Consider the following 21071-nt stretch of genomic DNA (forward strand, 5'->3'; position numbering starts at 1 on the left):
TCACACGTTGGCCACTTAGCCAATTTTTGGGCCTGAAGAATCGCCGCTAGGCTCGAAGGTGTCAAAACACTGGGGGTACCGCTCCCCGGGGGCAGCCGGCCACCCTAAGGGCCGTATGGTTCGGAAGGCGGATACGTGGGTATGACGCATGTGGAAAATTTGAGGCGGACAACCCGCGGGATGGGCCGGTCACTGCGAAGCCGGGCATTTCTCCTGACTTGGGTGCTGCCGCTGGCTGCCATCCTGGGGATCCTGGCCCTGTACGTCGGGAGCGAGCAGCGGATCTATTTCTACGACCCGCGCGGTTATCAGGAAGTGGCCATCAACACCTCCGATGCGCTCCGTAAAGGGCCACACGCGCTTTACACGTACCTGAAGGCGCAGTCGCTGAGCGAGTATCCCCCGTACTGGGCCCTGCCGCTGACGGTCCTGCCGCCTGAACTCCTCAACCTCCGCGTGCCTTACGAGGCTGCCATGGGTTTGCTCGGCCTGCTGCCGATGACCGTGCTGACCACCAAGATCGCCTGCCGCACTTTCGGACTTCGGGTTTCACCCTGGATAGTGCTGGCGGCAGGCCTCAACCCGCTGACGTTCCTGGTCTGCGTACAGGGAGTTCCCGACCTGATCGGGATGTCCCTGATTCTTGCCGCGGTCTGGATTCTGATGTCACGCCGGATGCACCGCTGGACGCTGTTCTGGGCACTGCTGATCGGGGCAGCGGCGTTGCTGGTGAAGAAGAACTTCCTCTTTGACCTGGCGATCGTCGTCGCATGCTTCCTGCTCGCCTACACCGTGGCCGCGCTGCGCTACCGGCGCCCGCCCGAGCGGTGGCGGAGCCTCCTGAAGGAGACACTGAGCCTGCCCGTCCTTCTTGCGGCGGCCGCAGTGATCGGCGGCGCAACCGTCCTGACACCGGGCACACTCACCTCCATTTTTTCGCGTGACAACTCCCTGTTCTACATCAGCTACCAGACCTCGCTGACGGACGCGCTCACCGCCAACCTCTCCTACGCCGGAGGCTTCGTGGCGCTGGTGGTCGCCATCGCAGCCGTCGTTGGACTGGCGCTGGTCATTGCCCGGAGGACCTCGACGTCGGTCACCCGCAACGCCGTGTTCGTGGCTTCCTTCCTGCTGGTCTCCGAGGTGGTGTGGGCCATCATCCAAAAACAGTCCGGAATCATCCACCAGGTGCATGTGTGGCCGCTGCTGATGACAGTTGGCTTCGTCGGGCTGGTTCGCTTGCTGCCGCGGCCGCGTCCGCTGGCCCGCCAGCTGGTGGCGGCGGGGCTTGCCACGGCCCTGTTCGCCTTTATGTTCGCGCAGACACCGGCCCTGTCCGGGATTCGCTTCGCGGCCTCGCAGCTGCCGGGCGGGCTGTACCCCAATGTGACGGAACCCTTCGTCCAGTCAAACCTGCCCAACATGGTGGAAGTGGCCTCCACCGTTCGGACACTGTCCCAAACCAGCGGGCCCGTGATGGTGCCCATTGCGTCCACCTCGTTCAACTCCAGCCTCCTGTACCAGACGTACGTCCAACAAGCCGGTGCCCCGATTCCGGATATCTACCAGCTGCCCCAGGTTGACCTGCGGGATGCCCAGCCCTGGTCCGGGCTCATCGGCGACGACGGACGCACCGTGCTGGTTTCCCGGCAGTGGCTCCCCGATCTCCCTGAGGGCCACCACAACCTGCAGGCAGTCAACGAGTTCCTTGATTCACCCGCCGCGCAGCCATGGATCAAGTCCTCCCAGCCCCTGGATGCCGGCGTTCCCGGGCAACTGGCGGATCTCAGGGCTGTCCACCTCCTGATTCCGGAGTCCGATGCGCTTGCCTTTGCGGCGGCGATCAGGCCCTACCTGCCCGTTAATGCGGACCACGGCCTGCAGGGAGCGGTGGCACTCCTGACCGATCAGGGCCTGCGCACTGAAGGACCCAGCGCCAAAACACCGTCAGCGTGGACCATCACGGCGGGCTCCCCCGCTGCTCCCACCCGGCTGCTGGTGGATGCCACCGCCGCGCAGTCCATCACGCTCAGCGCACCGGGCGCCGGCTGCAGCGGTGTCCAGTATCAGTGGACCTCCCTCGAAACTCCCACCGGGAGCGCTCCGGCCGCCGCGTCAGATGCTGGCCAGGGAACGTTGCCTGCAGGTGCTGCTCAGACCGTCGCAGTTCCGAACACCGGCACCGCCGCGTGGAGCCAGGTGCTGACACTCTCCACCGACAACGCCAACCCGCACGCCTGCCAGGTGGTTGTGGGCGGCTAACGCTAAGGGAGCCGGGAGCCAGGGCCGCCGCACAGCGTCCCGTCACTGCCTTCAGTGCACTGCCTCCGTGCACTGCCTTCCCCATGCTCCCCGGAGGCAGACCTCAGGGCCTGGATCAAACCCTCGATCCAGGCCCTGCATTCTGCCCGGCAACCAGCAGCAATGCCTGTCCACACACCGCCCCGCTCTTGACACCGCACCCCTTCATGGGATTACCTAATGAACATTCGGTAAATAAAGCTGGAGGCAATGACGCATGGCTGAAGCAGCACTCTCAGGGGCCACACACCCCATCCTCGAAAACGACTATGCCTCCGAATGGATGGGTATAGAGGTCCTCGCCGTCAGCGACGGGCATGCCACCATCCGCATGAAGCTCCGCCAGGAAATGCTCAACGGCTTCGGCATGGCACACGGCGGAATGATCTTCGCGTTTGCGGACACTGCCTTCGCGCTGGCCTGCAATCCGGTCAACCCAGCGCCCGGCGAGGAAGACAGCATCACCGTTGCCGCCGGCGTCGACATCAATTTCCTCAAGCCCGCCTACCGCGGCCAGGTGATCACCGCCGTCGCGGACCGCCGCTCAAGCGCAGGACGCAGCGGGCTCTATGACATTCAGATTTTTGCCGCCGACCCCGGAGCGCAGCCCGCTTCACCCCTCAGCTCCGGCCAGCCCGGTGAACTCATTGCCGAGTTCCGCGGACGCAGCCGGACCATCCCCAAGAAGTAGGAAAGCCATGACGCTTCACGCCCCCGAAACCCCGGCACATCACAACCGCTCCGCGCAGGAAACTACCGCACAGGGAACCGCCACGCAGGGAACCACGCTGCCTTCAGATGCCGTCCTGGACCGCGAGGAAACCATGTCCCGGGACGAGCTGGAAGCCCTCCAGCTCAGCCGCCTGCAGCACACGGTGGCGTACGCGTATGACCGCGTACCGTTGTACAAGCGCAAGTTCGACGACGCCGGCATCCACCCCACGGATCTCCGTGAACTCAGCGACCTCGGCAACTTCCCGTTCACCACCAAGGACGACCTGCGCGCCGAGTACCCGTTCGGCATGTTCGCCGTGCCGCAGCACGAAGTAGCCCGCGTCCACGCAAGCTCCGGCACCACCGGCCGTCCCACCGTCGTCGGCTACACCAAACAGGACCTGGCAGACTGGGCAAAACTTGTTGCCCGCTGCTTCCGCGCCTCCGGCATCCGCCCCGGCATGAAGGTCCACAATGCCTACGGCTACGGGCTGTTCACCGGCGGCCTGGGCGCACACGCCGGTGCCGAGGCCCTGGGCTGCACCGTCATCCCCATGTCCGGCGGCCAGACCGAACGCCAGATCCAGCTCATCCAGGATTTCCAGCCTGACGCGATCCTGTGCACACCCACGTACCTGCTGACCATCGCGGACGCCATGGCGCACATGGGAATCGATCCCACCTCAACATCGCTGAAATACGCGGTGCTGGGTGCCGAGCCGTGGACCCAGGAAATGCGGCACGAACTCGAAGTCACCATGAACATCAAGGCCTGTGACATCTACGGCCTGTCCGAGGTGATGGGTCCGGGCGTCGCCGGTGAGGCCGTGGAGACGCAGGACGGCAGCCACATCTGGGAGGACCACTTCCGCCCCGAAATCATCGACGCATTCAACCCGGTGGCGGGCAAGGAAAACGTCCTGGGCGACGGCGAACACGGCGAGCTGGTCTTTACCTCGCTCACCAAGGAAGCGCTGCCCATCATCCGCTACCGCACCAAGGACCTCACCCGCCTCCTCCCGGGCACCGCCCGCCCCGCACACCGGCGGATGGGCCGCATCACCGGCCGCAGCGACGACATGATCATCCTCCGCGGCGTAAATCTCTTCCCGTCCCAGATCGAGGAAATCGCCCTGCGCATCCCCGAGCTCAGCCCTCACTTCCAGCTTGAGCTGACCCGCCCGGAAGGCCAGCGCATGGACCAGCTGACCGTGCGGATCGAACGCCGGGACAACGTGACGCCTGAGCAGAGTTCGACGGCGGCCCGCGCCCTGCGCGAGCAGATCAAGATCCATGTGGGTTCTTCATGCACGGTGGATGTTGTGGAGCCAGGTTCGCTGGAGCGGTCCAACGGCAAGCTGCGCCGGATTTACGACCTGCGCCCGAAGGCCTGAAACGGGCAGCCTGCGCCGGCTGACCGACCGTTCATGAGAAACTAGCCACTATGTCCAGCACAACGGCACCCATGAAGCGCGGCCGCCCCGGTTACGACCAGCAGTCGGTGCTGCTGATCGCCGTGGACGTTTTCAACCGGCATGGCTATGACGCCACGTCCATGGGCATCCTGGCTGAGAACCTGGGCATCTCCAAGTCCGCGATCTACCACCACGTGCCGTCAAAGGGCGATCTCCTGAAGCTGGCCTTGGAGCATGCACTGGGCGGCCTCGAGGGCATTCTGGACCAGCCGGAGGCTTCCTCGGGCGCGGCCGACGCCCGGCTGGAGTTCGTGCTGCGGCGGACGGTGGCCGTGCTGGTGGAACGGCTCCCGTTTGTCACGTTACTGCTCCGGCTCCGGGGCAATACAGAGATTGAACGCAACGCCCTGGAACGGCGGCGCTCGTTTGACCACAAGGTGGCCGGGCTGATTTCCGCCGCCCGCGACGAGGGGTCCCTGCGCCAGGACATCGACCCCCGTACCGTCACGCGGCTCCTGTTCGGCATGATCAACTCGATCGTGGAATGGTACAAACCGGGCGGTTCGCTCTCCCCCGAAAGACTGGCCGACGACGTCATCACCATGGCGTTCGACGGGCTCCACTCACAGGCCTAAAACCCAGCTGAAGCCTGCCCGGCCTCGCCGGCAGGCCCTCGCCGGCACGCCCGGCACCTTGCCCCGGGATCTCCAGTAATAAGGGTACTTACTACTGGAGATCGGGATGCTCCCCCGCTACGGTGGAAGGAAGAGCCAGCATCCGCAAGGAGGTTGTCGATGAGCCCCAGCAACGGCCACGAACTGAGCTGTGCAACCCGCCCCCGGACAGCCCTCGGGGCCCTGCTGCTGGCCGCCGCGGTGTCCGTCTCCGGCTGCACCGGTTCACCCACTCCCCCCGAACCCAACGAATCGTCCCCCACCGCGCCTCCTGCCGGCACCACGCAAACCCCCAGGCCAGGCCCCGTCCCTGATAATTCCGCCCCCGCCGCAGCCGGCGACATCCCTCAACTGGTGGAGAACCTGGCGCCATCCGTGGTGACGATCTTTACCGAGGGCGGACTGGGCAGCGGCGTGGTGTACTCCGAGGACGGCCTCATCCTCACCAACGAACACGTCATCAGGGGTGAAACCACTGTTCAAGTTGCCTTCGCTGACGGCCAGAGGGTGGAAGGGACGGTGAGGGCAACTGACCCCGTCACTGACCTTGCCCTGGTCCAGGCGAACCGCACCGGGCTCCCCAAGCCGACCTACCAGGCAACGCTGCCCAAGGTAGGGGAAGGTGCCATTGTGCTGGGCTCCCCGCTGGGCTTCGAGAACACGGCTACCGCCGGGATCATTTCCGGCCTGCACCGGGCCATCCCCGGCTCCGCCTCCAACAGCCTGTCCCTGGTGGACCTGATCCAGACTGATGCGCCCATCAGCCCCGGCAACTCCGGCGGCGCCGTGATCAACATGCGCGGCGAGGTGATCGGCATCAGCGAGGCCTACATCCCGCCGCAGGCAGGCGCTGTTTCGCTGGGCTTCGCTATTCCCGCGGCCACCGCCGTGGAGGTGGCCGAGGAACTGCTGGCGGACGGCACGGCCGAGCATGCCTACCTGGGACTGACACCGGGCGAGCTGACACCGCAGATCGCCGGGCAGTTGGGGATCGCCGCCGACCGCGGCGTCCTGGCCTTGTCCGTTGACCAGGACGGCCCGGCAGGGAAAGCGGGCATCCGCCCCGGTGACGTCCTGGAATCCATGGAGTCCGTGGAACTGACCACTCCCGAAAAGCTGCTGTCTGAACTCCGTAACCGCAACCCGGGCGACACTGTTGGGTTCAAGGTGAAACGGGATGACCAGAGGGTGGACGTCAAGGTGGAACTCACCGAACGGCCGGCGGGCTAAGACTCCCGCACATGAAAGCGAGCCGGGCCCGGACGCACCAACCCGGCGCACCAGAGAGGCCAGTACACCAGAGAGGAAGGTTACGTCATGACCCACCCAAAGGATGAAGCAGACCAGGGGTTCATCGTCCCCGACCCGTCAACCGTCCGGGAGGACGTCCCCGGGGACGCAGGCGATGAAGGCAACGTGATCCGCTTCAGCGAAGAGCAGGCGCTGATCGAGGAACAGGCAAAAGGCATCCGCCCGGACACCTACAGCGTTCCGTCCGGCGGGCCCACCATGGAGGAGGCCCGCGGCAACATGGACCTTTCGGACCAAACCGGGACGGAACCGGCTGACGACAGCAGCGATGACGGATTGCACGGAGGCGCCCAAAGCTAAGGCGCCTACGCGGCTAAGGCACCGGGACCGTCCAAACCTGAGCCGCCGGCGTCGTCAGAGCTGGTACTCGGCCTGCTTACCCAGGGTCTCGTGGATGCACAGGATGTTGTGTTCTGTGTCCATGAACCACGCGCACTTCTCTGAGTCCGTAGTGCAGATGTGGTTCTCCGTCCTGAGATGGGGCAGATCGTAATCCTGGAACCGGACGCCCTTGGCTTCCATGTCCTGGACTGTCCGCTCGATGTCCTCCACTTCGAAGGTCAGGGCGGTGTGCTCGGAGTGTTTGCCATCCGAGACCGGCATCAGCTGCAGCATGGGGCCGCCGGGATTGCCGAGCAGTTCGCTGCCATCATCCGTTCTGCCGCGGTGCGGGAGCCCGAGTTTTTCTGTGTAGAAACTCCGGGCGCGGGCTGGATCATCCACTGGCAGGATGGTTGTGGCTGTGTTCAGGGCTAGGGTCATTTCGCCACCTCCTACCAGGAAAATTTTACGCTTGCGGCCAACGGAAAGAACGTGGCAGTTTGCCTGCTACTTCGGTTCCTTCGGGTTGTTGGCTTCCGCCAGTTCCGCTTCAGCCGTTGCCTGGATGAGTGCCAGCAGTTCTGGGTCGAGGCCCGGAGCAAACTCCTCTTTCCGCTCCGGTGACATGGTCATGGGAAAGCCTTCGGGCATTACCTCGGTGGTCAACTGGGTGCCGTCATTGGAGGGTGACTCACCCCGGAACAACTTTCCGGCCTGGCTGAGATCGTCCGCGCCAAAGGTGTACTGAATGCTTTGCAGTCCCGTGTCCAGCAGCTTCTTCACTTCGGGGAACTGTTCGGCGCTGGTCTTGGGAATGGGCAGGACCTTGCCCCAGTTCACGCCCAGGCTTTCCAGCGCCTTGGCAAAGGCATTCTCATGCGCCTGGTCCCGGACGATCAGGTACGCAATTGTGGAACGTGCCGTCTTGTTGTCCGTCATTTCATAGATCCGGCATTTCTGCAGGCGTCCGGTGGACTCCAGCATCAGGTTGTAGAGCAGGTCCAGGATAAGGTTGCCGCTGTTGTAGACGTAGGAGCCGCTCCACGGATTGCCTGCCGCATCCACGGGCAGGGCACCCTGGGCGCCCACAAGATAGTGGTGGATGTTGCTGGTATCGAGCGCGATCTTGAGCGGGGTAGCACCCTTGGCGCCGGGCTCGTCCACGGGGTCGGTCTTCTTCCCCTGATAGCGCGGGGATCCATCCAAAAGCTGGGAGATGGTGGTGCCGATCAGCTCGACATGGCTGATCTCTTCTGTTCCAATGCCCTGAAGGAGGTCCTTGTAGGGCTTGGAGGAGGGGTCGCCGCGGAAGTTCATGCTCTGGAAGAGGTACTGCATCATGGTGCGCATTTCGCCGAATTGGCCCCCCAGCCCTTCCTGGAGGGCGTTCGCGGCGGCCGGGTCCGGCTCGTCGGCGGCAATCTCATTGATCAGAAGCTGGGTATGCAGGTACATGGGCCAAATCCTCGTCGCTGGTACTGACACCAAAAAGCCCCGGGCTCAGGTGAATGGATTTGATTACAGTAAGCATGCTTAGCATTTATGGCAAGGGTACTTAGTAGTTTTGGTCCCCCCTTAAAATCAAATTAGGTAGCAGTAAGTGCCGTTATGAACGCTTATAACGGCACTTACTGCTACCTGGTTGGGCTGGGAAGCCTGCGAGGGCGTCCCTCCGCAGTTACTTCTCCACGAGGGTCAGGACGTCGTAGGTAGCCACAATTTCATCGTTCTGGTTGGTCAGCACCGCATCCCAGGCCACCTCGCCGTACTCGTCGGTCTCACGGGGCGTGATCTTCTTGGCCGTGAGGGTCACGCGGATTGAGTCGCCTGCGGCCACCGGGGTGATGAAGCGCAGGTTCTCCAGCCCATAGTTGGCCAGGACAGGACCCGGAGCCGGCTCCACGAACAGTCCGGCACCCCAGGCCAGCAGCAGGTAGCCATGGGCAACGATGCCGGGGAAGAAGGGGTTGGCTTCCGCGGCTTCCTGGTTGGTGTGGGCATAGAAGGTGTCGCCGGTGGAGTTGGCGAAGGCGGTGATGTCCTCCAGCCTGACCTCGCGCAGGTCCGAGCGGATGGCATCACCGATGTGCAGGGTTTCCAGCGACTTCCGGAACGGGTGCGTCCCCTCCGTCTCCAGGGTGAAGTTGCGGTCAGCACCGGCGTGCCAGACGCCCGTGACGGCGGTGAGCATGTTGGGTGAGCCCTGGATCGCGGTGCGCTGCATGTGGTGCATTACCGAGCGGATGCCGCCCAGTTCCTCGCCGCCGCCTGCCCGGCCGGGGCCGCCGTGGACCAGGTGCGGGACCGGGGAACCGTGGCCTGTGGAGCTGCGGGCGTCCTCACGGTTGAGCATCAGGACCCGGCCGTGGTGGGCGGCGATGCCCATCACCAGTTCCTGCGCCACCTTAGGATCGTTGGTGCATACAGAGGCCACGAGGGAGCCGCTGCCGCGGGCGGCGAGGCGGACGGCGTCGGGAATGTCCTTGTACCCAATCACCGACGAAACCGGGCCGAACGCCTCCAGCGAGTGGACTTCTTCCGCCTCGGAGTCCGGCCAGTTGAGCAGCACCGGTGCCATAAAGGCGCCGCCCTCCACAACCCCGGTATCACCGTTGGCAGTGGTGACCGACGGCGAATCGAGGGTTCCGTACGCAAGCTCACCGCCGGCGTCGAGCATTGACTGGACGGCGGCACGGACGTCAGCGAGCTGCTCGACGGAGGCGAGGGCGCCCATGGTGACGCCGTCAGCCCGGGGATCGCCCAGGACAACGCGTTCGGAGAGTCGCCTGCCGATGGCCGCGGACACCGCGGGAACCAGCTCCTGCGGCACGATGGCGCGGCGGATGGCGGTGCACTTCTGCCCCGCTTTGGCCGTCATTTCGGTGACGACGGACTTGACGAATGCGTCGAACTCCGGCGTGCCCTCCACGGCGTCCGGGCCCAGGATGGCGGCGTTCAAGGAGTCGGTTTCGGAGGTGAAGCGGACGCCGCCCTGCACCACGTTGGGGTGGGATTTCAGGGACAGGGCGGTGGACGCGGAGCCGGTGAAGGCCACCAGGTCGCGGTAGTCCAGCACGTCCAGGAGCCCGCGGACCGAGCCGGAAATGAGCTGCAGCGCGCCCTTGGGCAGGATGTTGGATTCGACGATCGCCTTGACCACTGCGGCAGCCACGTATCCGGTGGGGGTGGCGGGTTTGACGATGGTGGGCACGCCGGCGATGAAAGCAGGCGCGAACTTCTCGAGCATGCCCCAGACCGGGAAGTTGAAGGCGTTGATCTGCACGGCCACGCCCGGGATGCGCGTGTAGATGTGCTCGCCGGCGAAGGAGCCGTCCTTGGACAGCACCTCCAGCGGCCCGTCCACCACCACCTGCGAGTTGGGCAGTTCACGCCGGCCCTTGGATCCGAAGGTGAACAGGACGCCGATGCCGCCGTCGATATCGATCAGGTTGTCCACCTTGGTGGCACCGGTCTGGGCCGAGAAGGCGTAGAAGTGCTCGCGCCGGGCATGAAGATACTGCGCCAGTTCCTTGAGCTTGAGGGCGCGCTGGTGGAAGGTGAGCTGGCCCAGTTCCGCCTGGCCGATGGTGCGGCCGTATTCGACGACGGCGGCCAGGTCCAGGCCGTCCGTGCTGACCTTGGCCAGGATTTCGCCCGTGCTTGCATCACGCACGGGGACAGCGTTGGCCGTGGAGCCGGCGTCGGGCGTCCACCAGGCATCCTGCACAAAACTGGGGACTGTCTCTACGGTGTCGACTGTGGCTTCGGCTGTGGCGGTGGTGGTCATCGTTGACGGGTCCTTCCGGAACGGGGGCAAACAAAGGCGGTCAGGTATTACTGACCGTCCGTTCGGTAATATGACTACAGTACATGAATGTACCGTGCTGCACACTAGGAGTTCAGCTATTCCCGCCGCCCGAAGGAGAGCTCATGACCGCCGAGCCCACAGACACCGCCCCCACCCAGAATCCTGCCGACGCCGACTTGTGGAAGATCACCCTCGGCGAGCTGGACGAGAAAATGGGCGTCAAGATCGTGGAGGAATCCATCCAGCGTGTAGTGGCCACCATGCCCGTGGAGGGCAACAGGCAGTCCTTCGGGCTGCTGCATGGGGGTGCGTCCCTGGCTGTGGGAGAGGCCGTGGGCTCCTGGGCTGCCGTCATCCACGCGGGCACGCTGGGCAAGACAGCCGTGGGGGTGGACGTTTCCGCAACCCATCATCGGTCCGCGAGGGAAGGCACGATCACCATCACGGCCACACCCATCTATCTGGGCGGCACCCTCACTACCCACGAGGTCCTGATTACCAACGACGCCGGCGAGCGGCTCTGCACGCTGCGCATCACCAACCTGCTCCTCGACCGGAAGGTCTAGGCCGGAAGGTCTAAGCCGGACCTGCCCTTTTAACCGGCGATGCTCTATCAGATACGGTCCCCAAAGTGGGGCTGAAGCGACTCGAAGTGATAGCTCAACGGGTGGTGGTGGGGTGCTGCTTCTTTCGCCGCAGGCCGAGGACAAGGAAAAGGCTGCCGACGGCGATGGCACCGGCCGCGAGGCTTGCTGCTGTGCTGATTCCGTCCGCTCCGGTAGCAGCCAGGTTTGCGTATCCCCCGACGGCGGTGCGGCCACCTGCGGGAAGAACGAGATCGTTGAGGGTTGGAGACGCCGATGCACTGGGCTGGGCCGGACCTGGTGGCGGCGCGGGGACAGCGGCAGGTGGAGGTGCGGCCGGCGCGGAGGCAGCGGCCGGTGGCGGTGGTGCTGGTACCAGTGGTGGGGCTGGTGTGGGAGCCGCGAACTCAAAGCTGCTGGCTCCCGAGGCGCTGAAGCCGTTCGTTGTCTCGGCAGTGAATCTCAAGGGGCCGGCCGTTTCAGGTGCGGTGAACGTCCAGTGTCCGGCCCCGTCCAGCGGGACGTCGAAGGGGGCCTGGCCCGGGAGGGCGATCCTGACAAAAGACCCCGCTGCGACGGCGGATGCGGGCGCCGCGGGTACCTGCCCCGTCACTGTCTGGCCGGGTTGCACCGTTCCGCCGGGTGCAGGGGAAACCACCAGCGGCTTGTTGAGGAAAAGTTCCAGCTGATACCCGGGAAGCACGGCAAGGGCGTCATCCAGGGTGGCAGCGACGGCAAAGTTCTGGACGTTGCCGAACTCGTCCGGGACGTCCCCGGCGCTGTGGGTGCCCACGGCGTAGTTGCCGCTGACCCAGGGTCCGCCGGAGTCGCCGCCGCTGGATTGGACCTCAAAAGAGAGGAATCCGTTGAAGGCCCGAAGGTCGGTGGGGTCTGCTGCGAATTCCGGCCCGGGCACCACATAGATGCCCACTTCGTCGATGGTTCCGCAGGACCAGGCCGATGATCGTCCCGATCGGCAGACCGGCTGGCCTTCCACAGGCGCCGCCTTGCCGATGATTTTTACATCCGGTCCGGGTTCGGAAGAATCACCCCACGTGCTGGCGGCAGGCGCGGGGTCCAGGCCAGGGCGGATGGACTCAATCACGGCAATGTCGGTTCCCACATTCCCTGGGTTTTCCGGATCCGCAGGGTTGCCGTTAGTCCCGGTGATGGCGCTGTTGCCGGGACCGCCAAACTGATTGAATCCGAAGGTCCCCAGCAGGCCGATGGGGTTCGCCTGATATTCCAGGGTTGCTTTACCTACGGAGCCGTCGTCCGAGCAGTGCCCGGCCGTAAGGACCGCTGGAAGGCCGGCGGGGTCGAAGGCCGAAAACCCGGTGGAGCATATCTGCCCGTTGTCCGCGAAGTAACCTTGGCCGCCCAGGACGTCGGCGTCCTCGGGAGCCAGCTTCGCACCGGCGTCGAGCTCCACGTTCGCATACTTGGCCACGAATGCCTCGGCGGACATCTTCGTCCCGTCGGAGGCAGCAGGTCTCTTGGTGGCCGGTGATTCCTGCCCGGCAGATTCGGAGGCGGTAACTCCCCCGGTGCGGATGACAAACCTGCCGCGCGAGTAGGCAACAGCCTGGAGGTCCTCCGGCCCCACCTCCCGAACATAAGCCTGGAACAGTTGCTGGGTGCTGGCGGCAAGCTCACTCCCGCGGACAGGAGCGGCTGTTTCGCTCTCACGGGAAGCGGCAGTCTGGTTTGCGGCGGCCTGATTTGCGGTGGCCGGCTCCCCTGCTCCAGGCTTCTCGAGCACCAGGCCAGGGATGCTTCCGGACAGCCCGGCCACCTTTGCTTCCAGCTCGGGGCCTTGGCCTGTAACCAGGATCTGGCCCGCCTGCAGCCGGATTGCAACGTACCCGGGCACGTCCCGGAGAGCGGAAGCCGCCTCGGCCGCCTGCTTGCCCAACTCACCGGCAGCGTTGAACTGCTCGGGCGTGAGGCCGAGGTCGCGCAGAGCAGCCTCTGCGAGGCCTGATTCGCTGATTCCTGTGCCCGACGCCGTCGGGCTCTCCGTCCCGGCCGAAGCCGAAGCTGCCGGGACAGTGTCGGGCGGCAAAGTGGTGGCGACGGCGGGCACCGCCCCGAACGCCGCAGCCACAGAGAAGCCTGCCACCCCTCCCCAGGCAAGAGTGCGCCGCAGGACAAGCATCCGCATCAACCCGCTCTGCGCTCCGTTCGGCCTACTCATAGGCACAGCTTTCGCCGCACCCTTCACAGCGCCACCCTGCTGCCCAGCACAGACAGGACCGCGGCCAGTTCAGCCGGTGTCAGGCCGTGCCGGAGCAGGAACGATCGCGTGCCAAGGGTGCGCACAAAGTCCACAACCGTCCGGCCGCGCTCGGTGAGTATCGGCGCCAGCTCGGCCTCCTCGATATAACGCTCCCTGTCATGCGGCGGCCCGTGCGTGCGGTAGCGCTCATTGATGCCCCGCGCAGCCTGCTGGTAGCCGGCGGCGATCTGCTGGTCCGTGTCCCCGGCCAGATCCTGCAGCATGGCCGCCACCATGCCGCTGCGGTCCCGCCCGGCAGCACAGTGGATCACCACACCGCCGGTAGGCAGGGACTCGGCAATGGCGCGGAAGATCGCCACAAACTTTTCCGGGTAGAGGCGGACGTTGTGAAGGTAGTGCGCAGGATCCTTGATGTAGGGTCCGCAGACTGAGGTCAGGCGCGGATCGTCCGGTTCTTCAGTGGGAGTGGACACCACGGCGACTCCGGACCAGGCCGTCTCAACTAGCACGGGGTCGGTGTCCCGGCGGCGCGCTTCATGGGAGTTCCGGAGGTCAATGACCGTGCGGACGCCGTCGTCGTAGGCCTGCCGCCAGCCCGCCTCCGTGAGCCATTCGCGGCGGCCCATCCGGTAGACGCTGCCGGCTACGTGCCAGGCATTGACGGCGCCGTCCCAGTCCACCGCCCCGCCAGGTTTCTCCATCCGGACAGCTAACCACAAGCCCGCAGAGCCCGCACATCCGAAGTCAGGTACTCCCTGCTGAAAATCAGGTACTCCCAGCCGGTGACCTGCGCCTTCGCGAGGCGTACGGTGGCACTTATCCTGACCCGCACTCTGATCAACTTTAGGGGACACAATGACAAACCGAACAGGACGACGCCGGCTCCCGGCTTTTGCAGCCGGCCTCGCCACCGCGGCCATGGCACTTGGCTTCACGGCCCTTCCGGCGGGCGCAGCGCCCCCGGTTCCGGATGTCGACCTCGTGGCGGTTGGCGACTCTTACACGGCCGGGGTGGGGGCAGGGTCTTTCATAGCGCCTTTCCCGTGCCTGCAGACAAACGGAGGTTATGTAGATGTGCTGAAGGCACTGCCCATTGTTGACGACGTGGTTAGCAATGAAGCATGCGCTGGAGCGCTCCTGGTAGACGGGCCATCTGACGTCATACCCAGCGTCATGGAGCAGATCGCGGCCCTCTCCGCCTCCGAAGGACTCTCCGGCCGGACCGAACTGGTCACCATAACGGCAGGGGCGAATGACCTTGACTTCACCACACCCTTGGCTATCTGCGCAACGTCCACGCTCTTTGACTGCGCCCAGGCTGTACAAGCAGCACAGACGCAATTTCCTGTCATTCAAGCCAACCTTGTGGATGCGCTGACCGCAATCCATAAGGCCGCCCCGCGCGCCACGATTGTGGTGTTTGGTTACCCGCTCCTTTTTAATCCCGAAGGCGGGCCGGCGCTGCTGACCCCAGAGGCACAAATGCTGGTCAACACAGGCACGGCAGCCCTCAACGAGGTGATCTCTGACGCTGTGGATATCGCCAACGCTGAAGCAAAAGCTAACGCTGTATACGTCGACGTCACGGATGAGTTCGCCGATCACGCCATAAACTCCCTCACCGGAGCATCGTGGATCAACTTCAATCCCCAGGTCCCCTTTGCCCCGGAGAATTTCCACCCCAACGCGGCCGGACATAACGCTTACGCCGACGCCCTTGTCGATGAAGTAAACCTCCAGGCGATCGCCCGGCGCTAAACCGCTATTTGACGCAGTCTCGCCAGGCAGCCCTACCGCTGCCTGGCGAGCCTGTGCTCCAGCCCGTTCCGGACCATGGGCCACTCGTGCTCCAGGATGGAAAAAACCACAGTGTCCCGGAGCACGCCGTCCTTGGTCCGCGAATGGTTGCGCAGCACGCCGTCCTGCTTTGCGCCCAGCCGGGCGATGGCGTCGCGGGACTGGTGGTTGAGCCAATGCGTGCGGAACTCAACCGCCGGGCAGCCCAGCACCTCGAAGGCGTGGCGCAGCAGCAGCAGCTTGGAGTCCGGGTTGGTTCCGGTGCCCTGGACCGACGCCGCGTTCCAGGTGGAGCCGATCTCCACGCGGGGCGTATCGGCGTCGATGTTCATGTAGGTGGTCATGCCGATGATCCTGCCGGGGCCGCCCGTGGCAGGATCGATCAGCCGCGTGGTGAACGGCAGCATGGATCCCTGATCCTGAAGCCTGAGCCGCCGGCTGATCTCCGCCGCCATAGCGTCGAGCGTGGGGACGGAGGTGTACCAGAGCTTCCAGAGCTCGCCGTCCTGCGCTGCCGCCTCGAGGCCGTCGTGCTGCGAGTGATTGAGGGGTTCCAGGATGACATGCTGGCCGGTCAGGGTGATGGGTTCTATGGAGGTCACCCGGCACAGTTTACTCAGGCCAGTCGAAGAAACCCTTGCCTGTCTTGCGCCCCAGTTCGCCCCGAGCCACCTTGTCCCGGAGAATCTGCGGCGGGGCAAACCGTTCACCGAGGGTGGAGTGCAGGTACTCGGCGATGCCCAGCCGCACGTCCAGGCCCACAATGTCCGTGGTCCTCAGCGGGCCGGTGGGGTGCTTGTAGCCCAGGACCATGGCGGCGTCGATGTCCTCAGCGGATGCAACCCCCTCCTCCACCATGCGCATGGCCTCCAGCGCGATGGCCACACCCAGACGGGAGGACGCGAACCCCGGGGCGTCATTGACGACGACGGCGGTCTTGCCGAGCGCCTCAACCCACTTTTTCGCCGCAGCCGCTAAGTCCGGGGACGTCTGCTCGCCCAGCACCACCTCAATCAGGGTGGACGCGGGCACCGGGTTGAAGAAGTGCAGGCCCAGGAAATTCTGCGGCCGCTTCAGTTCGCGGGCCAGACCGTTGACGGACAGCGAGGATGTGTTGGAAGCGAGGTAGGCATCTTCGGCTAGCCGCTCCTCGATCCCGCGCAGCGAGGTGACCTTCAGCTCCCAGTCCTCAGGGACGGCCTCCACCACCAGCTGGCGGTCGGCGAAGTCGTCGTAGTCCACGGTGACTGCCAGCCGCGAAGCCATCTCATCCAGGTTGCCGTCGGTGGCTCCGCGTTCGATGCTTTTGGCAGCCGCGGCTTCCACCCTTTCGCGGGCGGCCTGGGCGGACTCGTCGTCGCGCTCCACCACCACCACGTTGACGCCCTTGATCAGGAAGGCGTGCGCAATGCCTGCGCCCATGCGGCCGCCACCGAGTACTCCGACGGATGAGGGTAAGCCTGGGGCAAGTTCAGAGTTGGCCATCAGTTCTTCTTTCCGTCAGCCTGGTTGGCGGCTTCCTGGGCTTTCTTGTCAGCCTTCCGGTCAAGGAAAGCCTGCATCCGGTCAAACTTGGCCGGGGATTCAAACAGAATTCCCTGCGCCAGCTGGTCCACCAGCGGGTGCGCCTCCGCCGGTGCATGGAACACGGATTTAGTGATGCGCACCGCCAGCGGATCCTGGCGGCCAATCCTGTCCGCAAGGTTGTGCGCAGCCTCCATCAGGAGGGGCGCCTCGTGGATCTCCGTGATCAGGTGAAGCGCCAGCGCCTCCTCGGCACGGAGCACCAGCCCGGCCAGCAGGATCTGCTTCGCTACCGGCTCCCCCACCAGCTCCTTAAGACGCCAGCTTGCACCGGCGGCGGCCAGGATCCCCAGTCCCGTTTCCGGGTTCCCGATCCGGACGCTGGGGGTGCCGATCCGGAAATCGGCAGCGTAGGCGAGCTCGGCGCCGCCACCCAGGCAATAGCCGTCGAGGGCGGCGATGACAGGCATGGGAAGCTTGGCGATCCGCACAAAAAGCGTGGAGTTAATTCCCTGGAGGGCATCGTCCCGGCGCCGTTCGCGCAGCTGGGAGATGTCCGCACCGGAGGCAAAAACGCCGTCCACGCCGGCGATGATTAGGACCCGGGGGTTCTGCTCCAGCGCCGCACAGACCACGTGCAGCTCATCCACCATCTGCTGGTCAATGGCATTCCTGACGTCCGGGCGGTTGAGCAGCACCACCATACGGTCGCCCCGCTCCTCGACCAGCAGGGTGCTGAAGTGTTCGTTCGCGAGATCCTGTGCATCCGCCATCAGACTCGCTCCAGCAGCATCGCGGTGCCCTGCCCCACGCCGATGCACATGGTGGCCAGTCCGATCCCGGCATCCTCGCGTTCCATTCTGCCCAGCAGGGTAATGGCAATCCTGGATCCGCTGGAACCCAGCGGATGGCCCAAAGCGATGGCCCCGCCGTCGCTGTTCACCATGTCCGGGTCCAGGCCCAGCCGGCGGATGCAGGCCAGTGACTGGGTGGCAAAGGCTTCATTAAGCTCGACGGCGCCGAGGTCACCAACGCTGATGCCGGTCCGCTTGAGCACCTTCTGGGTTGCCGGGACCGGGCCGATGCCCATGATTTCCGGCTCGCAGCCCGCGGAGGCGCCGTCGATGATGCGGGCCCTGGCCGTCAGCCCCAGCCGTTCAATGGCGGACTCGGACGCGACGATGATGGCGGAGGCGCCGTCGTTGAGGCTCGAGGAGTTGCCTGCCGTCACCACAGAGCCGCCCGAGACCACCGGTTTCAGGTTGGCGAGGACGTCCAGGCTGGTGTCGGCACGGGGGCCTTCGTCGGTGTCCACCACGTGTTCGGACTTGCGGCTCTTGACCGTAACCGGGACGATTTCATCCTTAAACCGGCCGGCCTGGATGGCGGCGAGGGAACGTTCGTGGGAGCGGACGGCGAAGGCGTCTGCGTCGTCGCGGGAGATGCCGTCCACGCGGGCCACTTCCTCGGCGGTTTCGGGCATGGAGTAGGTCATTTTTCCGTCCCGGGACAGCTCACCCTTCTGGAACTGCGGGTTGGCGAAGCGCCAGCCAATGGAAGTATCGAAGATCTGGCCGGGCTTGGCGAAGGCGGTGGCAGGTTTCTCCTGGACCCAGGGCGCACGGCTCATGGACTCCACACCACCGGCGATGACAACGTCCGCGGCGCCGGCTTTGATCATCTGGCTGGCCTGGATGATGGCGCTGAGGCCGGAGGCACACAGCCTGTTCACCGTGATGCCTGGGATGTGGACGGGCAACCCTGCCAGGAGGGTGGCCATGCGGGCCACGTTGCGGTTTTCTTCCCCTGCGCCGTTGGCGTTGCCGAGGATAACTTCGTCGATGCTGTCCGGATCGAGTCCGGCACGCGCGACTGCCTCCCGGATCACCAGGGCGGCGAGGTCATCGGGGCGGATGGACGAGAGGGCGCCGCCGTAACGGCCCACCGGTGTCCGGACACCGCCAACAAGAAAAGCCTGTGGTCCTGCGGTACCTGCAGCCATGGAAACACCCTTCACACGATAAACGGCTCTGTCATCATCTGCTTGCAAACGGACAGGCAGCAGGATTCTGCCACTTACCGACCGTTCGTTCTGTAAAGACTACACTGTGGCCGCAAGGGCAACCAAGAGCCTTCCCCCTCCCCCGAGTTTTTGTCCATTTGTGGCGGGCAAAAGTGCGTTTTGCCCGCCACAAATGGACAAAAATTCTGAAGGGGGAAGGCTGTTAGAGGACTACAACGCCCAGGTGGCCGGCCAGAAGTGGGGCGAGAAGGCTGAGCTGGTAGTCGTCAATCACCATGCCTGCCATGCTTCCCAAGCCGTTGACGCTGCGGAAATCCGTGCCGCGGAGATCCACGTCCTTGAGCTTGGCCCCGCCGATATCCAGTGTGCCGATGGTGCAGTCCTTGAGGACCACCCTGGTGGCGGAGGCTGAGCCAAGATCAAGCTCATTGATGATGCAGCCCGTAATCAGGACATCCATCAATTTGGAGCCCCGCAGGTTCAGGAAGTCCAGCTTGCCGCCGTCGATCCGGACGGATTGCCAGCCGCTCTCATACATCTCGGCGGAACCCAGGCGGGGGTTGGTGATCTGCACGTCCCGCCAGGTGGAGCGGGCCGCCTTGAACACCGGCGCGTAGAGCTCAGCCAGGAGGCAGTCCTTGAAGGTGGCGCCGCGGAGCTGCGCGTCATTGAAGGAGACGCCCTGGAACTCACATTCGGCGAAGTCCGTGCCGCTCAGTTCCAAACCGTCGGCTACAGCGCGGCTGTACCGGACGCCGTCGTACCTCTCGCCCCGCTGGAAGTCCGGCGCGGGATCATCTGCCAGTCCTTCGAGGCGGATTTCCGAAAGCCGGGGTGGGGTTACTTTGGGCGCTTTAGCCGCCACTACAGGGATTCCGCTTTGGCAGCGATTTCCGCCAGGTCCTTGGCCAGCGCCTTCCGGGTCATCTGCATGCCGAGCTTTCCGAACAGGGCCATGGCGATCCGGCTCAGCAGGCCGGGATTGCCCACCTCCGCGCCGAACGTCAGAGTGAGATCGGTTCCGTCGCCGCGTTCTGCCAGATTGAACCGGGTAGTGTAATCGGCGCCGTTCTGCAGGGCTTTGACAGTGGTGCTCCGTGGCGGATCAGCCTGCGCCACCCACATCTCCACCGTTTCCGACTTGCCCATCATGGTGCGGGTTTCCTTCCAGCGGGTCCCTTCGCCGTAGGGTCCGTCGCTGAGCATCTGCACCGACTGGACGCCGGACAGGGTTCCCGCAGAGCCGGGAATGTCCGAAATGACGGACCAGACCTTTTCCGGCGACGCGTGGATGTGCTGGGTGAGGCTGGTGCTGTGATCCATGCTTCGAGCCTAGCCCCAGCCCCGGACATTCAACAGACGTTCTATACCCGGTCCACCGGGGACCCTCAGGTGGGGCTTGAAATAGTAAGCATGCTTCGTGTTATGGTGAAAAGGCATTGTTTGATCAATCGGAAACGAAAGGTGGCCGACACCATGGGCCTCGGAGACAAGATCAGTAACGCAGCAGAAGACATGGGCGGCAAGGCCAAGGAAGCGGCCGGCAAAGCCACCGACAACGATCGCCTCAAGGCAGAAGGCCAGGCCGACCAGGTCAAGGCCGACGCGAAGAAGGTCGGCGAGGACGTCAAAGACGAATTCAAGAGGGACTAGTCCCCACCGCCGCTCCCGCGGCGCCACACCATCTGGCAACGGGGCAGTGGCCCACAGACGAACGACGGCGGAATCCCATGGGGGATCCGCCGCCGTTCTTTTTGTGCCCGTTCCTTCTGTGAATCGCAGCGGCTCGGTGGCCGGCCCCGCTGGGCAGCAGGCGTTTTGGACCCGCCGAAACAGGACATTCAGGTTCCGGGTAAATGTATGACTCCAAGTTGCTGCATTAGTCCGAGGTCGTCGCGGTCTGACCAGTGCTCCGCGATCTTTCCCGCCTCTATCCTGTGGATGGCAACGGCAGTTTCCCGCAGTTCAGCACCGGTGGCTGGCAGCGGGCCGGGCAGCTCGCCTTCGTGTCGACCATGCGCCGTCAACCTGGTCACTACCTTGTCGCCTTCGCAGATCTGATCCTCGATTGCGTGCTTCCCCGGGGTTGCCTGGAGGAAGATGAGGAAGGCCTGTTTCAGGCCTTCCCTTCCAGCCGGAAGTCCGGGGAATGGCGGGTGGTGGTCCAAGTAATCTTCCGCGACCAGTTCGTCCATCGCGTCGATGTTGCCAGCATCGATCGCTGCATAGAAGCGCCTTACGAGCGCCTTGTTGTCCTCAGGCTCCACGGTCATCCCTTTCTTGAATGCACGGGCCGCCTCGTGGCGAACCGGCCAAGGCAACGCAAACAGTCCTCGCATCGCACGTGGGAGGCCCAGTCT

The 21071-nt window shown here is 64.6% G+C and carries 21 protein-coding genes; 9 read left to right on the forward strand and 12 right to left on the reverse strand.

The genetic code is table 11. From position 1 onward, the window contains the following. Nucleotides 1-141: 141 nt before the first annotated feature. The 6 genes from F8G81_RS18610 (at nt 142) to F8G81_RS18635 (ending at nt 6715) form a co-directional block, all read left to right on the forward strand. Nucleotides 142-2262: a hypothetical protein gene (locus F8G81_RS18610; protein ID WP_267276127.1), complete on the forward strand. Its 2121-nt coding sequence runs from the start codon at nt 142-144 to the stop codon at nt 2260-2262. Between the two features lie 256 nt (nt 2263-2518). Next, entirely contained in the window at nt 2519-2992 is a 474-nt protein-coding gene (locus F8G81_RS18615; protein ID WP_267276128.1) for a hotdog fold thioesterase, read from the forward strand. A 7-nt stretch (nt 2993-2999) separates the two neighbouring features. Next, on the forward strand, nt 3000-4409 hold the full coding sequence (gene paaK, locus F8G81_RS18620) for a phenylacetate--CoA ligase PaaK (protein WP_416377066.1): 1410 nt from the start codon (nt 3000-3002) through the stop codon (nt 4407-4409). A 50-nt stretch (nt 4410-4459) separates the two neighbouring features. Then, on the forward strand, nt 4460-5065 hold the full coding sequence (locus tag F8G81_RS18625) for a TetR/AcrR family transcriptional regulator (protein WP_267276129.1): 606 nt from the start codon (nt 4460-4462) through the stop codon (nt 5063-5065). Between the two features lie 159 nt (nt 5066-5224). After that, nucleotides 5225-6334, forward strand: a complete 1110-nt coding sequence (locus F8G81_RS18630; RefSeq protein WP_267276130.1) for a S1C family serine protease — start codon at nt 5225-5227, stop codon at nt 6332-6334. Nucleotides 6335-6421: 87 nt separating this feature from the next. Continuing rightward, complete coding sequence (locus F8G81_RS18635; RefSeq protein WP_267276131.1) at nt 6422-6715, forward strand: hypothetical protein; 294 nt, start codon at nt 6422-6424, stop codon at nt 6713-6715. 54 nt (nt 6716-6769) lie between these two features. Here the strand turns inward: F8G81_RS18635 and F8G81_RS18640 are convergent, their stop codons facing one another. From F8G81_RS18640 to paaZ, 3 genes are all read right to left on the reverse strand, one after another. Continuing rightward, entirely contained in the window at nt 6770-7177 is a 408-nt protein-coding gene (locus F8G81_RS18640; protein WP_267276132.1) for a VOC family protein, read from the reverse strand. A 66-nt stretch (nt 7178-7243) separates the two neighbouring features. Next, nucleotides 7244-8191 (reverse strand): manganese catalase family protein, encoded by a 948-nt coding sequence (locus F8G81_RS18645; RefSeq protein WP_267276133.1) that lies wholly within the window; start codon nt 8189-8191, stop codon nt 7244-7246. Nucleotides 8192-8414: 223 nt separating this feature from the next. After that, nucleotides 8415-10523, reverse strand: a complete 2109-nt coding sequence (gene paaZ, locus F8G81_RS18650; RefSeq protein WP_267276134.1) for a phenylacetic acid degradation bifunctional protein PaaZ — start codon at nt 10521-10523, stop codon at nt 8415-8417. 143 nt (nt 10524-10666) lie between these two features. Here paaZ and F8G81_RS18655 point away from each other — a divergent pair, with 143 nt between their 5' ends. After that, nucleotides 10667-11110, forward strand: a complete 444-nt coding sequence (locus F8G81_RS18655; RefSeq protein ID WP_267276135.1) for a PaaI family thioesterase — start codon at nt 10667-10669, stop codon at nt 11108-11110. A gap of 94 nt (nt 11111-11204) precedes the next feature. Here the strand turns inward: F8G81_RS18655 and F8G81_RS18660 are convergent, their stop codons facing one another. Next, the gene (locus F8G81_RS18660) at nt 11205-13325 is read right to left on the reverse strand and encodes a S1 family peptidase (protein WP_267276136.1); all 2121 of its coding nucleotides are present in this window, start codon (nt 13323-13325) and stop codon (nt 11205-11207) included. Nucleotides 13326-13348: 23 nt separating this feature from the next. Then, the gene (locus tag F8G81_RS18665) at nt 13349-14068 is read right to left on the reverse strand and encodes a tyrosine-protein phosphatase (RefSeq protein WP_267276137.1); all 720 of its coding nucleotides are present in this window, start codon (nt 14066-14068) and stop codon (nt 13349-13351) included. A 154-nt stretch (nt 14069-14222) separates the two neighbouring features. Here F8G81_RS18665 and F8G81_RS18670 point away from each other — a divergent pair, with 154 nt between their 5' ends. After that, nucleotides 14223-15125: an SGNH/GDSL hydrolase family protein gene (locus F8G81_RS18670; RefSeq protein WP_267276138.1), complete on the forward strand. Its 903-nt coding sequence runs from the start codon at nt 14223-14225 to the stop codon at nt 15123-15125. A gap of 32 nt (nt 15126-15157) precedes the next feature. Here the strand turns inward: F8G81_RS18670 and F8G81_RS18675 are convergent, their stop codons facing one another. The 6 genes from F8G81_RS18675 to F8G81_RS18700 form a co-directional block, all read right to left on the reverse strand. Continuing rightward, the gene (locus F8G81_RS18675; RefSeq protein ID WP_267276139.1) at nt 15158-15766 is read right to left on the reverse strand and encodes a GNAT family N-acetyltransferase; all 609 of its coding nucleotides are present in this window, start codon (nt 15764-15766) and stop codon (nt 15158-15160) included. 10 nt (nt 15767-15776) lie between these two features. Next, entirely contained in the window at nt 15777-16649 is an 873-nt protein-coding gene (locus F8G81_RS18680; RefSeq protein WP_267276140.1) for a 3-hydroxyacyl-CoA dehydrogenase family protein, read from the reverse strand. Next, on the reverse strand, nt 16649-17461 hold the full coding sequence (locus tag F8G81_RS18685) for an enoyl-CoA hydratase/isomerase family protein (RefSeq protein WP_267276141.1): 813 nt from the start codon (nt 17459-17461) through the stop codon (nt 16649-16651). Before F8G81_RS18685 ends, F8G81_RS18680 begins: the two co-directional genes overlap by 1 nt. Continuing rightward, entirely contained in the window at nt 17461-18690 is a 1230-nt protein-coding gene (locus tag F8G81_RS18690) for a thiolase family protein (protein WP_267276142.1), read from the reverse strand. The genes F8G81_RS18685 and F8G81_RS18690 overlap by 1 nt, the downstream gene beginning before the upstream one ends. A 223-nt stretch (nt 18691-18913) precedes the next feature. Then, the gene (locus F8G81_RS18695) at nt 18914-19576 is read right to left on the reverse strand and encodes a pentapeptide repeat-containing protein (protein WP_267276143.1); all 663 of its coding nucleotides are present in this window, start codon (nt 19574-19576) and stop codon (nt 18914-18916) included. Continuing rightward, a complete protein-coding gene (locus F8G81_RS18700) occupies nt 19576-20034 on the reverse strand; it encodes an SRPBCC family protein (RefSeq protein ID WP_267276144.1) in 459 nt (152 codons plus the stop codon). Before F8G81_RS18700 ends, F8G81_RS18695 begins: the two co-directional genes overlap by 1 nt. A 153-nt stretch (nt 20035-20187) precedes the next feature. Here F8G81_RS18700 and F8G81_RS18705 point away from each other — a divergent pair, with 153 nt between their 5' ends. After that, on the forward strand, nt 20188-20364 hold the full coding sequence (locus F8G81_RS18705) for a CsbD family protein (protein ID WP_267279287.1): 177 nt from the start codon (nt 20188-20190) through the stop codon (nt 20362-20364). A 188-nt stretch (nt 20365-20552) separates the two neighbouring features. On the opposite strand, the gene F8G81_RS18710 is transcribed toward F8G81_RS18705, so the two are convergent. Continuing rightward, nucleotides 20553-20978 carry an ester cyclase gene (locus tag F8G81_RS18710; protein ID WP_267276145.1) on the reverse strand — a complete coding sequence of 142 codons (426 nt, stop codon included), beginning with the start codon at nt 20976-20978 and terminating at the stop codon, nt 20553-20555. Nucleotides 20979-21071: the final 93 nt, after the last annotated feature.

Source organism: Arthrobacter sp. CDRTa11, assembly GCF_026427775.1.
Classification (GTDB): Bacteria; Actinomycetota; Actinomycetes; order Actinomycetales; family Micrococcaceae; genus Arthrobacter.

Coding starts and splice junctions, on each gene's coding strand:
- F8G81_RS18610 (WP_267276127.1), top strand. CDS start 142: ATGACGCATGTGGAAAATTTGAGGCGGACAACCCGCGGGATGGGCCGG.
- F8G81_RS18615 (WP_267276128.1), top strand. CDS start 2,519: ATGGCTGAAGCAGCACTCTCAGGGGCCACACACCCCATCCTCGAAAAC.
- paaK (WP_416377066.1), top strand. CDS start 3,000: ATGACGCTTCACGCCCCCGAAACCCCGGCACATCACAACCGCTCCGCG.
- F8G81_RS18625 (WP_267276129.1), top strand. CDS start 4,460: ATGTCCAGCACAACGGCACCCATGAAGCGCGGCCGCCCCGGTTACGAC.
- F8G81_RS18630 (WP_267276130.1), top strand. CDS start 5,225: ATGAGCCCCAGCAACGGCCACGAACTGAGCTGTGCAACCCGCCCCCGG.
- F8G81_RS18635 (WP_267276131.1), top strand. CDS start 6,422: ATGACCCACCCAAAGGATGAAGCAGACCAGGGGTTCATCGTCCCCGAC.
- F8G81_RS18640 (WP_267276132.1), bottom strand. CDS start 7,177: ATGACCCTAGCCCTGAACACAGCCACAACCATCCTGCCAGTGGATGAT.
- F8G81_RS18645 (WP_267276133.1), bottom strand. CDS start 8,191: ATGTACCTGCATACCCAGCTTCTGATCAATGAGATTGCCGCCGACGAG.
- paaZ (WP_267276134.1), bottom strand. CDS start 10,523: ATGACCACCACCGCCACAGCCGAAGCCACAGTCGACACCGTAGAGACA.
- F8G81_RS18655 (WP_267276135.1), top strand. CDS start 10,667: ATGACCGCCGAGCCCACAGACACCGCCCCCACCCAGAATCCTGCCGAC.
- F8G81_RS18660 (WP_267276136.1), bottom strand. CDS start 13,325: ATGAGTAGGCCGAACGGAGCGCAGAGCGGGTTGATGCGGATGCTTGTC.
- F8G81_RS18665 (WP_267276137.1), bottom strand. CDS start 14,068: ATGGAGAAACCTGGCGGGGCGGTGGACTGGGACGGCGCCGTCAATGCC.
- F8G81_RS18670 (WP_267276138.1), top strand. CDS start 14,223: ATGACAAACCGAACAGGACGACGCCGGCTCCCGGCTTTTGCAGCCGGC.
- F8G81_RS18680 (WP_267276140.1), bottom strand. CDS start 16,649: ATGGCCAACTCTGAACTTGCCCCAGGCTTACCCTCATCCGTCGGAGTA.
- F8G81_RS18685 (WP_267276141.1), bottom strand. CDS start 17,461: ATGGCGGATGCACAGGATCTCGCGAACGAACACTTCAGCACCCTGCTG.
- F8G81_RS18690 (WP_267276142.1), bottom strand. CDS start 18,690: ATGGCTGCAGGTACCGCAGGACCACAGGCTTTTCTTGTTGGCGGTGTC.
- F8G81_RS18700 (WP_267276144.1), bottom strand. CDS start 20,034: ATGGATCACAGCACCAGCCTCACCCAGCACATCCACGCGTCGCCGGAA.
- F8G81_RS18705 (WP_267279287.1), top strand. CDS start 20,188: ATGGGCCTCGGAGACAAGATCAGTAACGCAGCAGAAGACATGGGCGGC.